Source organism: Flavobacterium sp. GNP011 (assembly GCF_056428925.1).
The window spans coordinates 93,849-108,342 of sequence record NZ_JBWJVJ010000015.1; the positions used below are offsets into that span (position 1 = coordinate 93,849).

Here is a 14,494-nt window from a genome sequence, read left to right on the forward strand (position 1 = left end):
TATATTAGAATAGTTTGTTTTGCAACCATAAATTTTGAAACTTGGATTGTCCGTCATAATTAGATGCTTGTAACTTGATGTTGAATTTGCGATCTCTAGGATCGTTACCTACTCCAGAAACATACATCCAGTTCCCGTAGTTACTGTGTACGTCATAATCAAGTAGTAGCGATTCAAAATAGGCAGCGCCAATACGCCAATCCAAACACAGTTCCTTGGCAAAATAAGACCCAACATTCTGTCGGCCTCTATTACTCATCCAGCCAGTTTCCTTTAGTTCAATCATATTTGCATTTACAAATGACTCTTCGGTAGTACCATTTATCCATTTAGTAATTGCATATTTATTATTTTTCCATTCATAATCTCGGTTTAAAATCCCACCAAGTTTAAATATAGAATTTCCGTTTTTTAATGAAATGTATTTGAAATAATCCCTCCAAATCAACTCAAAAATTAACCAGTATGTAGATTCGTTTTTCTCTACCTCTTTTTCGTATTGCAAGATTTCCCAATAAATAGTTGTGGCCGAAATAGAACCATTGGCCAACCAAGGTGAAAATTTCGAACTAAAATCGGCGCCAATCAATCCATTACGTGTGAGTTTATATACACTTAACTTTTCGCTGTCCCAAAAATAACTTTGTAATCTAGACAAAGCTGCATCTTCACCTCCACGAAACGGAAAAGCAGTTCTAGAATCTAATTCAAAATCTTCTAATCCTAAGTCTTGTAGAGTAGGAATCTTAGTGTCATTTGGCACTAAATTTTCTTTTGATTTTGATTTAGAAACAAATAAAGATTTAACTCGAGCTGATTTTTCGCATTTATTTCTAAATTGTGTAAAAACATTTGGTATCGATTCAATATCAAATGGAATGGAATCAGGATGAAATAAAAACTGGTTGTAAGAAGTTCTAAATTCTACTGAAGGATCTGTTTTTTCTTTAATATTTAGTTCAACTTGCTTTTCTTCACTTGTCCATTCTTCTTGAAAATAAACGGAATTAATTTCTTTTTTTTGAACTAAATCTGGAATTACATCTTCAGGTTTTTGTTGGTAAACTAATAATGAAATGTTTAGTTTTTCTAGATTTTTGCGTAAAGCAACCACAGATTCAATTAAAAATTTGGCTCTAAATTTTTCTGTTTTTTTAAATCCAAATTGCGTTTCTTCAAACTGTCTTGGGTCAAAAAAATATACAGCAACAACCGTCTCATTAGTATCAATTGCATTCTTAAGTGATTCATTATCCTGAACTCTTAAATCATTTCTAAACCAAACTAAACCTTTTTGTTTCTTCTGCATTTTTCACTACAATATTTTACGTCTTCCCAAACCTTTTCCCATTTTTTCCGCCAGTTGAAGGGCCTGTTACAAACTAGGCACATCTTAGATGGCAAATGCTCTTTTTTCACTACTTGTATTTTTCAAACTCATTGACAACTACTGTAGCCTTTAAGTCAAACATTAAATTGTACAATCCAAAAAATGTTCTGTTCATGTATATAAAATGTTTAGAACCTCTATTCCCATTCATCTTTCTCAGGTTGGTGTCTTTTGAAAAACGTTCCCCTAGTGCTGCAATATCTTCAAAAAATCGTTCGTTAGAAAAATCAAATGTTGATGCTTGAAATGGCTGTGTAAATAAGGATAACAGATCATGAAACATAGTTGTAAAATAAGCTATCTCCTCTTTGGTGTCATCTGTTCTTAATATCTCAAGTTCAAACAATTTAGCATTAAATATTTTAGGGTCGTTGATTACTTTTTTGTCAATAAGTTCAAAATATGGAATGTAGAATTCGGTAGGAATTTTTTTCATGCATCCAAAATCGAGTGCTACAAGATTGTTGTTATCGTCTACAAGAAAATTACCAGGATGTGGATCTGCGTGTACTTTTTTCAGTATATGAATTTGGTACATGTAAAAATCCCATAAAGCTTGACCTATTTTGTCTGCTGCTACTTGATCTGTATTGATCTTGGTAAACTCTGATAAGTGTTTTCCTGTCATCCAATCCATAGTGATGATTTTCTCTGATGAAAACTCAGGATAATAGCTAGGGAAAATTAAATTTTCAATTTTTTGACAGGCCTCAACTACTTCTTGGCTTTGTTTTAGTTCCAATAAATAATTAGTTTCCTCAATCAATTTATCTTCTACTTCTTTGAAATATTTATCAGAATCTTTCCCTTGCAGGTTAAACATTCTTATAGCAATTGGTTTTACCATAGACAAATCAGATGATATACTATTGGCTACACCAGGATACTGAATTTTCACCGCTAATTTTTTACCGTCTTTAACCGCAACGTGCACTTGTCCTATGCTAGCGGCATTTACAGAGTTAGTATTAAATTCATCAAATATTTCATACGGTGTTTTACCAAAATTAGTTTTGAATGTCTTTAAAACCAATGGAGCAGATAAAGGTGGAACTGAAAATTGCGATAGTGAGAATTTTTCAACGTAAGCTTGTGGTAAAAAACTTTTATCCATGCTTAACATTTGGGCTACTTTAAGTGCACTTCCTTTTAGGCTTTTAAGTCCATCATAAATATCCTCGGCATTATCTTCATTCAATTGATCACGAGTCATATCAGAGTTGACCATTTTGCCACCATAATATTTAAGGTAGTTTACGCCAACTTTTGCTCCTGTTTGTACTAATTTAGTTGCCCGCTCAATTTTTGAGGTGGGTATATAATCTATTGTTTTCATTACTTGTTGTATATTTTTTCTTTGAAAATAAATTTTCCAAAGTCGATTAAACTGTCTATTGGAGCAATATTCATTAACTCAAAAGTTACTTTAACAGATTTTTCAATATAGATATCTGTTTTTTCGAATGCGGGACTAGCATCATCAAGCCAGAACTTTAAGGTTAATAAAAGTTGTATCCAAGACGTTTCTTGAAAGGCTTTTTCTTGAAAGTTTTGTAACCTTTCTTGTTGTGTTCTAAAATCATCAGAGATAATCTCGGTTAGGAAATTTTTAAAGCTATTTCTCAATCCAGAGAGTTGCATCACTTTCTTGAGCTGATTGTTGTGTTCTTTTAAAACTAAAACTACATAACTTCTATTGGCAGTAAGAATCTCAAAAAAAGTAAAATAAAAACTTAGCATTTTACTCTTCATGTCATACATCTCATATTCTTTGTTTTTATGCAGTAGTTCTACTGTTTTTTCTATAAACATTTTGAAAATTTCCTTTTCGATGCTCTCAATTGTTCCAAAGTAGGCATAAAAATCAGTCTCAGTAAAATCATTAGACTTGCTAAAACTGTATACGGACTTAGGTTTTTCACTGTGTTCTAGTACATAATCCATATACAATGAAACTATTTTATCTTTTGTAATTGCTGTTTTCTTGGTAGCCATTTTAGTGTGTATTTCAAATTAAGGTATAAAGATAGTAAATGTTTAACTATATATTAATAAAGTTAAACAAAATTTATTATAAATTTATATCTTTAAAAATCATTAGCTTTACACTATTATGAAAAAGAATGTATTAATAAGTGGCGGAACAGGATTTATAGGAAAGCAATTGACAACTTTGCTTTTATCAAAAGGCTTTACAGTTTCTATTTTGACAAGGACTTTAAGACCTAACCTTGAAAAGGTTTTTTATTATAAGTGGGACGTTGAAAATCAAACCATTGATGAACAAGCAGTTTTGCGAGCAGATTTTATTATACACCTTGCTGGAGAGAACATCGCAGAGAAAAGATGGACTGCAAAACGTAAAGCTGCTATAATTGAAAGTAGGGAACAATCTACTTTATTATTATACACTACGATCAAGAAACACAATAAAAAGCTTGACGCATTTATATCTGCCTCTGCAGTTGGTATTTACGGTGCTGTTAATGGCGAGGAGATTTGTGAAGAAACAATGCTTCCAGAAAATGATTTTTTAGGGTACACTTGTCAAAAATGGGAGGACGCAATTGATTTTATAGAGAATAGAAATATTAGAACTGTTAAGTTAAGAACAGGCTTAGTATTGGGTAAAAAGGATGGTGTATTGAATAAGTTATCCACAGTTTTTAAACTTCGGTTAGGATCTGCACTTGGTACTGGAAAACAGTATATGCCTTGGATTCATGTAGATGATTTATGTGAGATGTATTTTCATGCCATGCAAAATGAAACCATGAACGGAGCCTACAATGCTGCCATACAAGACAATACTACTAATACTATTTTCTCAAAAACTCTTGCCTGTGTATACGGTTACGCTATTTGGTTGCCTAATGTTCCTGTATTTGTTTTAGAGTTTATGATGGGAGAAATGTCAAAAATTGTGCTTACGGGTAGGAGGGTTTCGTCCGAAAAAATAGAGCAAACTGGTTTTCAATTTCAGTTTAAAAATCTGGAAGGTGCTTTAAGGAATTGTTTAACTAAATAACAGTATTCTTTAACATTTTTGTGATTGTGTTATCATGATGGATGTTAGGGTTCTAAATTAAGTTTTACATTATGATGTGAAAGACTTTCAATGGCAGATGGAGAATTATAATCGAAAATTTCTTCATGTAAGTCTTTTTCTTTTTTCAAAGCAATTTGCTTGACGCAGTTAAAATAGCGTCTCAAATCATTTTGATTTGACAATATAAGCCCTGGAACGGTTACGCTTTCCCCTGAATTATTTTTGGCAACCATAGTAAAATAAGAAGAATTACAATGTTTTATTTTTCCGGTTTGAATGTTTTCTGCTTCTACTCTGATGCCTACAATCATGGAACTTTTACCCACATAATTGACACTTGCTTTCATGGTCACTAGTTCACCAACTTCAATGGGTTTTAAGAAATTGACTGTGTCAACTGATGCGGTTACACAATAATTTCCCGAAAATTTTGAGGCGCAAGCAAAAGCAATTTGATCTAAAAGGGATAATATATAACCGCCGTGTATTTTACCACTAAAATTAGTATGTGAAGGCAACATGAGTTCAGAAATAGTAATCTTTGACGAAGCAATAGTTTTAAACGTCTGATCCATTTATTTTATTTTAAATGGCGAGTTGACTTTTTTAACCTCAGTAATGAAATAGCGTGTATCGCCCCACCACGGAAAAGTACGGTATCGTTCTACATAATTTACTTGAACATATTGACCTTCTAGCGACTGCAGATCAGAGATTACTTTCTCCTCGCTATCCAATACGGAAAAGGTGAAAATTTGTGCTCCTGAAATTCCTTGGCTAATTTCTCCTTCCCAAGTTTTAAAGGCGACTCCTTTATTACTTACCTTTATTAATTCGCCAGAACGAACTCCTTCACTATAGGTAGCATTGTATAAAAAAGTGAAATATCCAACAATAAATAATAGAATCATTGCTGTTGTGATCATTAAAAATTTTCTCATTTTATTTAGTTTAGTAATTGATTATCGTCTTTTTCGGCTCTGTTTAATATACTTTCTGGAAGTGCTTTTTTAGCTTTGGCTCCCATTTTTTTCAATTTTTCGACACTGACAATTAAGTTACCTTTTCCATCAACTAGTTTGTTCATTGCGCCTGAATATTCTGTTTTAGTTTCGTCTATTTTTTTACCAATTTTGATTAAATCAGCAACAAATCCTTCAAATTTATCATAAAGTGCACCAGCTTGTCTCGCAATTTCTAGTGCATTTTCCTGTTGTTTTTGATTGGTCCACATACTATCAATAGTTCGTAAGGTAGCTAATAAAGTGGCTGGAGTTACAATGACTATGTTTTTTTCGAATGCTTTGTTGTATAGCGTAGTATCTTCATTAAGGGCCATAGCAAAGGCTGGCTCTATCGGAATAAAAAGCAGAACAAAATCAGGACTTTCCATTTGGTATAAGTCATGATAATTTTTATTGCCTAATTGCTCCACATGACGTTTAATTGAATTGACATGCTCACGTAAAAATCCAGTTTTTGCTGCATCATCCTCTTCATTAATGTACTTTTCGTAAGCCGTAAGGGACACTTTAGAGTCGACAATCATTTTTTTACCATCCGGCAAATTAATAACAACGTCAGGAAATACGCGGTTTCCATCTTCGGTAGTAAAGGCTTGTTGTACTTCATACTCACGACCTTTTTCTAAGCCTGACTTTTCTAGAACGCGTTCCAAAACTAATTCTCCCCAATTTCCTTGCATTTTGCTATCGCCTTTTAATGCTTTGGTAAGGTTGATGGTTTCTTTGCTCATTTGAATATTCATTTCGCGTAAGCCCAGAATTTGTTGGCGTAAAGCGGCATGATAATCAATACTTTCTTTATGTGTATCTTCTACTTTCTTTTCGAATAACTGAATTTTATCTTGTAGTGGAGACAAAATGTTTTTCATGTTTTCTTTGTTTTGCTCCGTAAATTTATTCGATTTTTCGTCTAATATTTTATTGGCAAGGTTCTCAAATTCCTTGGTGAATTTTTCTTGTAGTTTTTCTACTTCGTCCTTTTGTTCTTTATTTCGTTCCCAAAGATTTTCGAAATCTACTTCTTTTTTTGAAAGTTGAATCGCTAAACTGTCTTTTTCATTCCGAATTGCTTCTTTCGCAATTGTGGCGCTCTCCAGTTGTTTTTCAAAAGTTGCTTTGTCTACTTGAACTTGTTCCTTAAGTTGATTGAATTGGCTGGTGTAAGCAATTAGTTTTTCTTCTAATCCAATTTTTTCTGACTGAAATCGAGCAGAAAAAATGAGTTTTCCCAGAAAAATTCCGAGACCTAATGCAACCAAAAAAATAAATAAAAAAGGAAGTAAAGTTGACATAAAATTTCTTTTGTAAGACTGTAAAATTAAGAAAAACTTTCTAGCTATTTAGATACTAAATCAAATAACTGTTTCAAAATAATTCGCAAGTATATTAACCTGTTTTTAGTTTTATCGTAACAAAAAAGCCAGATTTCAAATACATGAAATCTGGCTTTTTTTATGGATCTACTTTAAATTATTTTTTTATGATTTTATCAGTTTGAATAATTTTATTTCCAACGGAAAGCGAGTAGATGTATATGCCTGTAGGTAGTTGAGATACATCAATAGAGGAATTATCTCTGTTTGATTTTGGACTCAATTGTATTGGCATTCCAATGGCTCTTCCTAAAACATCATAAAATTGAAGTTTCACGTTTTCATTTTCAAATGAATCTAATGAAATGTTTAATATATCAGATACTGGGTTTGGATACATTTTCACGATTGTTTTATTCGTTGGTAAAACATCATTTACACTCAACACAGGATCAGCTTTTAATTCAAAACGAGCAATTACAGGACCGTGATCTGAGGTTGTAGTAACATAATTTGGAACATCATTTCTAGGATCATATACTACTGTAGAATTTGTAACATACTCATCAGTAAGTTCATTAGATACTAAAATATGATCTAAAAATCCTCCAGATGACAAATAACTAAATGCACCAGCTTTACTAATATCTAAGGTCAGTGTATTATATCTTGCTGTGTCTTCTACTAATTTTTGATAAGAAGACGGATTTCCTGCAATTACAGATTGGTCAACATCATCATTGTAATCGCCAAGAAGAATAATATTTGCATTAGGATAATTTACATCAAGACTGTCTTTTAACAATTCAACATCATACTTACGCATGTTGTATCTAGCAATATCGCTACCGCTATTTGCACGAGCGTGAAGATTAATAATGGTAAGGTCTTTTTTAACTCCATTAATGTTTGTCTCTATTTCAACCATATACGGCAAACGACCAGACGAATAAAAGCTATCACCTGTACTTGGGTAGTTAGGTAACGTTTTAGTTCCTGCACGTACTTCATCATAAAGTTTACTAAACATGACACGAGATTTCTTTACGGTTGTAGTTTGAGTATTATACAGCACTACCAGTTTTTGTGGAGGAAAGTTAGGATCTGGTGCTTGAAAGGAGCGAGACCATACAGGAGAAACAGATTTTGCAAAAGTTTTTCCATTCACACTTATTTTTTGGATCAAAGTTTCTAATGCGGCATCATCTGATACTTCTTGAACTGCATACACATCAGCGTTCATTGTATTCATTACTTTTGCAACATTATCTATTTGAAGTACATCATTTGTTGGACCGAATTCACTTCCGCTGGTATCTTTAACATCAGTACCAAAAAATTCTAAATTATAGGTTACAATGTCAAAAGTTTCAGTTTTTGGTAATGAAGAACCTTTGAAAGAACCAATTTCTTGATTTAGTCCCGTTCCTGTAATTTTTAATGGGCCAGAGATACTTAATTCCTTTGAAGTTGGTACGAAACGCGCATATACTAATTTACCTATCACAGCATCGGCAGCAGCTACAACTAGGCTAGTTGTAAAAACACTATTGTCTGTTGATAATTCATAGTTTGCTGGAGCATTAATAGTTATGTTTCCAAAACCACCTGCCATAAATATAAACGATTGACTAGCAGAAGTGGTGTTAGGACTAATTTCTCCAAAGTTTAAGTTAGGGTTTGAGGCAATAAAATTAGCTTCATTTGATATTCTCACATCATCAATAGTCCACTCGGCACTATCAGTTCCACCAGATGTGGCTGATTCATATACCCAAGCCACATAAGTTGTATTTGTTTTATAGGACTCAAGGTTAATGAACTGTGATTGTTTGAAAGTTCCTGTTGTGGTTGGAAAATCTCCTTCAATGGCGGTCCAAGTTGCTGTTTCGGGATTGCTTTTTCCGTCATAGTTTGTAGAAACCATCAATTTAAGAGGCGTTCCTGAGAAAAATTTTCGAGCGTAAAAAGATAACAATGGAAATTTATCAAAAGCATTTAATCGCAATACAGGAGAAATCAACCAGTCTTTACTAGCTCCGTTTTCTGCATATCCATTCATTTGAACGGCAGCAGGAGAACTATTAAATCGTGTGTTTGTACTAGTCCATTTTAAGTTATTTCCAGCAACACTGTATTCTGTCCAGCCACTATTAGTAAGTACATTTGGATCATTAAAATCTTGGAAATATGGATTTATTCCTTTACCTGTAAGAGTAACAGTTTTATTTGTTCCACCAGTTGTTTGGTGGGTAATAGTTCCTGTTACCGTTCCTATAGCTGTTGGTGTGAATTTCACAAAGACTTTTGCTAAAGCTGCATTAGTAAATTCATTAGCACCATAATTTAAACTGTTTGCATAAGTACCAGTTTCTGTTTTAGATATAACGTAATTACCCGTTGCCGTTACTGTGATATCATTGCTTAAATTTTCAGCTTGAATGTCATATTGTAGTGGAGTGCTGATTGTATTTTGTTCAACGAAACCAAAGTTTAAATTTGATACTGTTGACTTGATAGAAGGTACAGCCACTGATGATGTAGTAACGTTCAATACAGTACTTGACGTTTGCGTATTACCAGATCCGTCTTCTGAAATGGCATATAAATTATAAGATGTACCAATAGACAAACCTGTTATACTTTGTGTATACTCAACCTCTGGGTCAGTAACGGTTAGTAATCCAGCTTTAAAAGCAATGGTATTGGTAGCATCTGTTCCTGCCTTTATTTGCTCAATGCTGGGTGCAGGACTACCAACAGGTAGCACTACATAAAAAGTTTTTCCAGGTTCATTGATTTTAGTTATAAAATCAAAACCTGTTGAGAGGATATCACTTATTTTTGGGAATCCAGTTGCGTATACTGGTGCAATTACATCATTTATCACCCTAATATTGTCTATTGCAAATGAAGGTCTTGAACCAGTGCCCGATGCTTGTCTTGATATCCATCTTATTTGTACTATGTCTTTATCTTCGCAATCTACTGGAAGTTGTACTCTTATTTTTTGTAGATTTTGTTCTGTAGTTCCTGAGGTTTGTGGAGTAGTGGTACTAGAATACAATGTTGATGAAAGGGTAATAAAAGCATCTGTAGTGCCTACTCTGTATTGCATTACAAGGTCATTTATGCGGGTATTGTTGGTTCCATTATAAGGATTACGAATGACCATGGCATCATACTCTACAAAAATCCCTGTTTTTCCAGTTGTTTTTAAAGCTAGAGCTATTGTTAAATCTAGTGATCCTGAGTTCAAAAAACCAATTTTACCATTGTAGTTATGTACGTTACCAGAAGTTGTTCCTGCCGTACTACTTGCTGTTAAAGGAGTATCTCCTACCAACGTTCCCGTAGTAACGAAACTGCTTGTCGGTAAAATACTTGCTTTCCACCCCTGAAATCCTGCTGAATAGGTAGTTGATGTGGCATCAAGTGTAGAGAAGTTTTGAGTAAAAGGTAAGTCTTGAGGTGTAGGTTGGGTTACTTGTGCTTCAAGATTTGGCGTGAAGCCCATAAAAAAAATAAATAAAACCATAATATGGTTCCATGTGTAATTGTGTTTCATAGGGTTACAATTGTAATTAGCCTGCAAATTTACAATTCCCAAAGTTAAGCCAATATTATATGTTACAGGTTTTTAATTAAATTTTGAAGGATTTAGAAAGTTATTAAAAGTATCAGATCTTTTTCAATTAGTAAGGTTTCCGCCTAACAAAAAAAGCTATTCAAGATTTTCTTAAACGACTTAAATTGAAAATAGAGATTTTTTTTAAAATTATAATTTGGTGTGTTTTGCTTTAAGAATACTAATTTGTTTTATAAAATAAATGGTAGTACTAAAGTTTTGCAAGTCAATTATATTGTTGACGCCAGCATCTGTTTAAAAAGTTTTTAGTACTTGATCAGAAAGATTGATTTCTAGAAATTCTGCATTCGTACCAGATTATACGTTATAAATTTCTTAACTTTGATTTGGGTAAATAACCACAACAAGAGTTGATTCAAAATCAATAGTACTATGAAATCTCTCAGTAATATGGGCCAAAGTGATGGTAATACCGTCTGCAAATTTTAATTACAGTTTAACCACTTTGAAAAGATGTTTTCTGCAAAAAAAAAGGCCTTGATTTTGAGTCAAGACCTTTTCATTATTTTAAAAAATGAGATTATTTAAAATTCCATCCTAGCGTTACACCAAAAGCTACCGGTTTAATTTCAGCATCTTTATCAGTACTGTACAAGCCATTAGCTTTCCTTTCAGCTGTAGATGTTGGGCTGTAACCAATATAAGATTCATTTTTGTTTTGGTTTAAGATTGTACCATATCCATTTTCCAAAAACATGGCTGCATACAAAGAACTCTTTTTTCCCATATCAAATGTAAATCCTAACTCAAAAGAGCTCATTACAATTCCTTTAGTTTTGTATTCTCCTGATGCGGAATAATTATTTTGTTGACCAAAACCAAATTCTGGTAAATCAAAAATAGTCAGGTTTACATCTGGATAATAAGCAGTACCATTTGCATAATCGGCAGTTGCATTAATTTCATAGTTTACAGGTAAAAAATATTTAGCACCAGCTCTAAAATTAAAGTCGACACCAGTATTTATGTTTTTTTTATATTGCACAAAAAGAGGAATTTGCACAGCCTGTAATGTTTGTTTTTCTCTATAATTGCTTGTAGTCATGTTATATACAAATGCCGAAGTTGAAGCATCAACTTCAAAATTTGAAAGTGTTGCAGTAGGTCGAGAAAAAGAAACTTCTTGCTTGTATTGTGAGAACTCTAACCCTGTACCAATTCCAAAATGACTATTTAAAGAGTAGATATAGCCTGCTTTTATAGCTCCTCCAAGGCGATTACCTGTTTGTATACCAGCAATATCACTCTGAATATTTCCTATTCCCGACTGTATTCCTACATAAAACTGTGCAGCTATACCTTGTGAAATTAAGAAAGCTATAGTTCCTATTATGTTTTTAATATTGAATTTCATAGATATAAAATTTATTTTTTAGCATTCCTATGCGTCATCGCCTTTTATTTGTTGGTTATTGCTCACGAAAACTATTTGGTAATGGCGATTTCATACTTGTTTTTTAAATTAGAATAATCCATCCCCATTCATTAAAAATGAGGATGTCATATTCTTTAAATTATTTTATTTTCTTACTAAAAGATTTTTAGTAAAATAGGTTCCATTTGCTAAGGTAATTTTTACAATGTATATTCCCTCAACACTCGGAGCTATCATGTCAATATTGTTTTGACTTGTATTTACAGTTGTTAACAAGTTTCCTGTTAAGTTAAAAACTTCAACACGTGCATTTTGTATTCTGCTTGCACTAATATTAGTCATTAATTGGAAACTCGTATTGCTTTTAACAGGGTTTGGAACAATTCTCATGTACTCTTCTTCTCTTGTTGGAGAGAGGGTCAATGGACAGCTTGTAATTAATGTTCCGTCCAGTTTTGTTGCTACTGCGTAATAAGTTCCATTCAAAGCACCATTTTCTTTAAAATACTGTGAAGTTTGTCCTGGAACTAAAACCCCATTTTTATACCAGCTGTACGATTTGAAATTCTTCGAACTGTTGTCAAAGAATATAATATTTTCAAATTGTTTTCTAATCAGGTTGGGCTGACTTGATACTACTGGTAAAATAACTGCCGGAGCTGCGTTGTAATTCATGTTTCCAGGTTGCGATGCTGTTACATTTGTAGATCCGTAATTTTGGAAAAATAATGAATTATTTGAAACAGAAGCAATGTTCGCATTTGCAGAAGTATAATTTACTGCTAAACCACTATTTGAAACAGCAGTTAAAACAATACTAGTTCCTCCATCACAACCAAATCCTAAATTCTGATTCCAAGTTATCAACTGATCTGCTTTCGTAATAGTGAAATTAGAGCCGTTATAAGTAATGGTATAATTAGCACCGGCGCTTAAGTTACCTTGTGTAATGGTATAAGTCCCCACATTCTCTCCCGCAGTTCTTGCTAAGGCTCCAGTGAAAGAGTCACTACTAACTAAATTTGGTGAAACTGTGTATGTGTAAACCGGATTCGTTGTTCCATATACTTTAGTTTGTGAAGCATTTGCAGTTACTATGATCGGTTTTGCCGTAATAGTAAAATCTCTGCTTACATAAGTAATGTTATAATTGGCTCCAGCACTTAAGTTACCTTGTGTGATAGCATAGTTTCCAATATTCTCTCCAGCAGCTCTCGTTAAAGATCCCGTGAAAGAATCGCCACTTACTAAACTTGGTGCGAAAGTATAAGAGTAAACAGGATTAGTTGTGCCATAAACTTTTGTTTGTGAAGCGTCTGCCGTTACAATGATAGGTTTTGCAGTGATAGTAAAATCTCTGCTTACATAAGTAATGTTGTAATTAGATCCTGCACTTAAGTTTCCTTGTGTAATAGCATAGTTTCCAATGTTCTCTCCTGCGGTTCTTGTTAAAGTTCCTGTAAAGACATCACTGCCTACCAAATTTGGTGTAAATGTGTAAGTTAATGCAGAATCTGTTGTTCCATAAACTTTCGTTTGTGATGAAGTTGCTGTCACACTAACTGGTTTGGCAGTAATAGTAAAGTTAGCACCTGCGTAACTAATCGTATAATTAGATCCCGCACTCAAACTTCCTTGGTTAATGCTATAAGTTCCTGTATTTTCTCCAGCAACTCTTGTTAAAGCTCCAGTAAAAGAATCACTACCAACTAAACTTGGTGAAACGGTATAAGCAACAACTGGATCTATTTCCCCATAAACTTTGGTTTGTGAGGTAGTTGCTGTCACTGTAATTAGTTTAGCGGTGATGGCAAGGTTAGTTCCAACATAGGTAATTAAATATTTAGACCCAGCTGAAAGCGAACCTTGATTAATAGCATAAGTGCCAATGTTTTCACCACTAACTCTTGTTAAAGCTCCTGTAAATGAATCTCCAAAAAGTAAACTTGGTGATACTGTATAAGTTAAAACAGGATCACTTTCTCCATATACTTTAGTTTGAGAAGGTGTTGCAGTTACGGTAACTGGTATTTGGTTTAATTTCAGTACATAATTAAATGTAGCAGTACAATTATTAGCATCAGTAGCAGTAACGGTAAAATTACTATCTGCAATTTGAGTTGAAATACCTGTTATCTGTCCAGATGTTGATAGTGAAAAACCAGAAGGCAAACTTCCCGCTGTAACTGCATACGTTTTAGATCCTGTTCCCCCAGAAGCTACAACAGTTTGACTATATCCAGTATTGTAATCATAACCAGACAAAACAGTTGTTGTGAAATCAATTGTTGTTGGCTGTGTAATGGTAAAACCTTGAGTCGTTGAACAACCATTAGAATCTGTAACTGTTACTGTATATGTGCCAGCACTTAATCCAGTTGCACTCGCAGCTGTCCCTCCAGATGGAGCCCATGCATACGAGTATCCACTTGTTCCTCCAGACACGCTTACAGTAGCAAATCCGTTAGAATCTCCATTACAAGATACATTGGTTTGTGAAGCAGCTGTTGCTATAAGAACCGTTGGTTGTGTAATTGTAAAGTTTCTAGTAGCCGTACATGCGTTAGCATCGGTTACCGTTACAGTATATGTTCCTGCACTTAATCCAGTAGCTGTAGCAGCCGTTCCACCCGAAGGCGACCAAGAATAAGTATATCCACCAGCACCACCAGAAGGAGTCACCGAAGCAGAAC

Annotated in this window: 11 protein-coding genes; 1 reads left to right on the forward strand and 10 read right to left on the reverse strand. The window is 33.7% G+C overall.

The window, feature by feature from the left end; translation table 11 throughout:
* Window positions 1-4 precede the first annotated feature (4 nt).
* Genes AC061E_RS12630 through AC061E_RS12645 form a run of 4 tightly spaced genes read right to left on the reverse strand, consistent with a single transcriptional unit; the run spans window position 5 to window position 3,385 of the window.
* Entirely contained in the window at window positions 5-1,309 is a 1,305-nt protein-coding gene (locus AC061E_RS12630) for a DASH family cryptochrome (RefSeq protein WP_478286558.1), read from the reverse strand.
* On the reverse strand, window positions 1,285-1,419 hold the full coding sequence (locus AC061E_RS12635; RefSeq protein ID WP_144888895.1) for a DUF2256 domain-containing protein: 135 nt from the start codon (window positions 1,417-1,419) through the stop codon (window positions 1,285-1,287). Before AC061E_RS12635 ends, AC061E_RS12630 begins: the two co-directional genes overlap by 25 nt.
* Entirely contained in the window at window positions 1,419-2,726 is a 1,308-nt protein-coding gene (locus AC061E_RS12640; protein WP_478286559.1) for an ABC1 kinase family protein, read from the reverse strand. Before AC061E_RS12640 ends, AC061E_RS12635 begins: the two co-directional genes overlap by 1 nt.
* Complete coding sequence (locus AC061E_RS12645) at window positions 2,726-3,385, reverse strand: TetR family transcriptional regulator C-terminal domain-containing protein (RefSeq protein ID WP_478286560.1); 660 nt, start codon at window positions 3,383-3,385, stop codon at window positions 2,726-2,728. Before AC061E_RS12645 ends, AC061E_RS12640 begins: the two co-directional genes overlap by 1 nt.
* 118 nt (window positions 3,386-3,503) lie before the next feature.
* On the opposite strand from AC061E_RS12645, the gene AC061E_RS12650 reads away from it, so the two are divergent.
* Window positions 3,504-4,418: a TIGR01777 family oxidoreductase gene (locus AC061E_RS12650; RefSeq protein WP_478286561.1), complete on the forward strand. Its 915-nt coding sequence runs from the start codon at window positions 3,504-3,506 to the stop codon at window positions 4,416-4,418.
* A 44-nt stretch (window positions 4,419-4,462) separates the two neighbouring features.
* On the opposite strand, the gene AC061E_RS12655 is transcribed toward AC061E_RS12650, so the two are convergent.
* From AC061E_RS12655 to AC061E_RS12680, 6 genes are all read right to left on the reverse strand, one after another.
* A complete protein-coding gene (locus tag AC061E_RS12655) occupies window positions 4,463-5,014 on the reverse strand; it encodes an acyl-CoA thioesterase (RefSeq protein ID WP_478286562.1) in 552 nt (183 codons plus the stop codon).
* Entirely contained in the window at window positions 5,015-5,380 is a 366-nt protein-coding gene (locus AC061E_RS12660; RefSeq protein ID WP_478286563.1) for a 6-phosphogluconate dehydrogenase, read from the reverse strand.
* Between the two features lie 5 nt (window positions 5,381-5,385).
* Window positions 5,386-6,756: a DNA recombination protein RmuC gene (locus AC061E_RS12665; protein WP_478286564.1), complete on the reverse strand. Its 1,371-nt coding sequence runs from the start codon at window positions 6,754-6,756 to the stop codon at window positions 5,386-5,388.
* 178 nt (window positions 6,757-6,934) lie between these two features.
* Window positions 6,935-10,345, reverse strand: coding sequence for a choice-of-anchor J domain-containing protein (locus tag AC061E_RS12670; RefSeq protein ID WP_478286565.1), 3,411 nt, complete (start codon window positions 10,343-10,345; stop codon window positions 6,935-6,937).
* 601 nt (window positions 10,346-10,946) lie between these two features.
* Window positions 10,947-11,780, reverse strand: coding sequence for an outer membrane beta-barrel protein (locus AC061E_RS12675; protein WP_478286566.1), 834 nt, complete (start codon window positions 11,778-11,780; stop codon window positions 10,947-10,949).
* Between the two features lie 165 nt (window positions 11,781-11,945).
* A partial coding sequence (locus AC061E_RS12680) for an MBG domain-containing protein (RefSeq protein ID WP_478286567.1) occupies window positions 11,946-14,494 on the reverse strand: 2,549 nt, incomplete at its 5' end.

Bases quoted from the DNA above. Each gene is read 5' to 3' on its own strand.
- AC061E_RS12630 (WP_478286558.1), bottom strand. From the start codon at position 1,309: ATGCAGAAGAAACAAAAAGGTTTAGTTTGGTTTAGAAATGATTTAAGA.
- AC061E_RS12640 (WP_478286559.1), bottom strand. From the start codon at position 2,726: ATGAAAACAATAGATTATATACCCACCTCAAAAATTGAGCGGGCAACT.
- AC061E_RS12645 (WP_478286560.1), bottom strand. From the start codon at position 3,385: ATGGCTACCAAGAAAACAGCAATTACAAAAGATAAAATAGTTTCATTG.
- AC061E_RS12650 (WP_478286561.1), top strand. From the start codon at position 3,504: ATGAAAAAGAATGTATTAATAAGTGGCGGAACAGGATTTATAGGAAAG.
- AC061E_RS12655 (WP_478286562.1), bottom strand. From the start codon at position 5,014: ATGGATCAGACGTTTAAAACTATTGCTTCGTCAAAGATTACTATTTCT.
- AC061E_RS12660 (WP_478286563.1), bottom strand. From the start codon at position 5,380: ATGAGAAAATTTTTAATGATCACAACAGCAATGATTCTATTATTTATT.
- AC061E_RS12665 (WP_478286564.1), bottom strand. From the start codon at position 6,756: ATGTCAACTTTACTTCCTTTTTTATTTATTTTTTTGGTTGCATTAGGT.
- AC061E_RS12670 (WP_478286565.1), bottom strand. From the start codon at position 10,345: ATGAAACACAATTACACATGGAACCATATTATGGTTTTATTTATTTTT.
- AC061E_RS12675 (WP_478286566.1), bottom strand. From the start codon at position 11,780: ATGAAATTCAATATTAAAAACATAATAGGAACTATAGCTTTCTTAATT.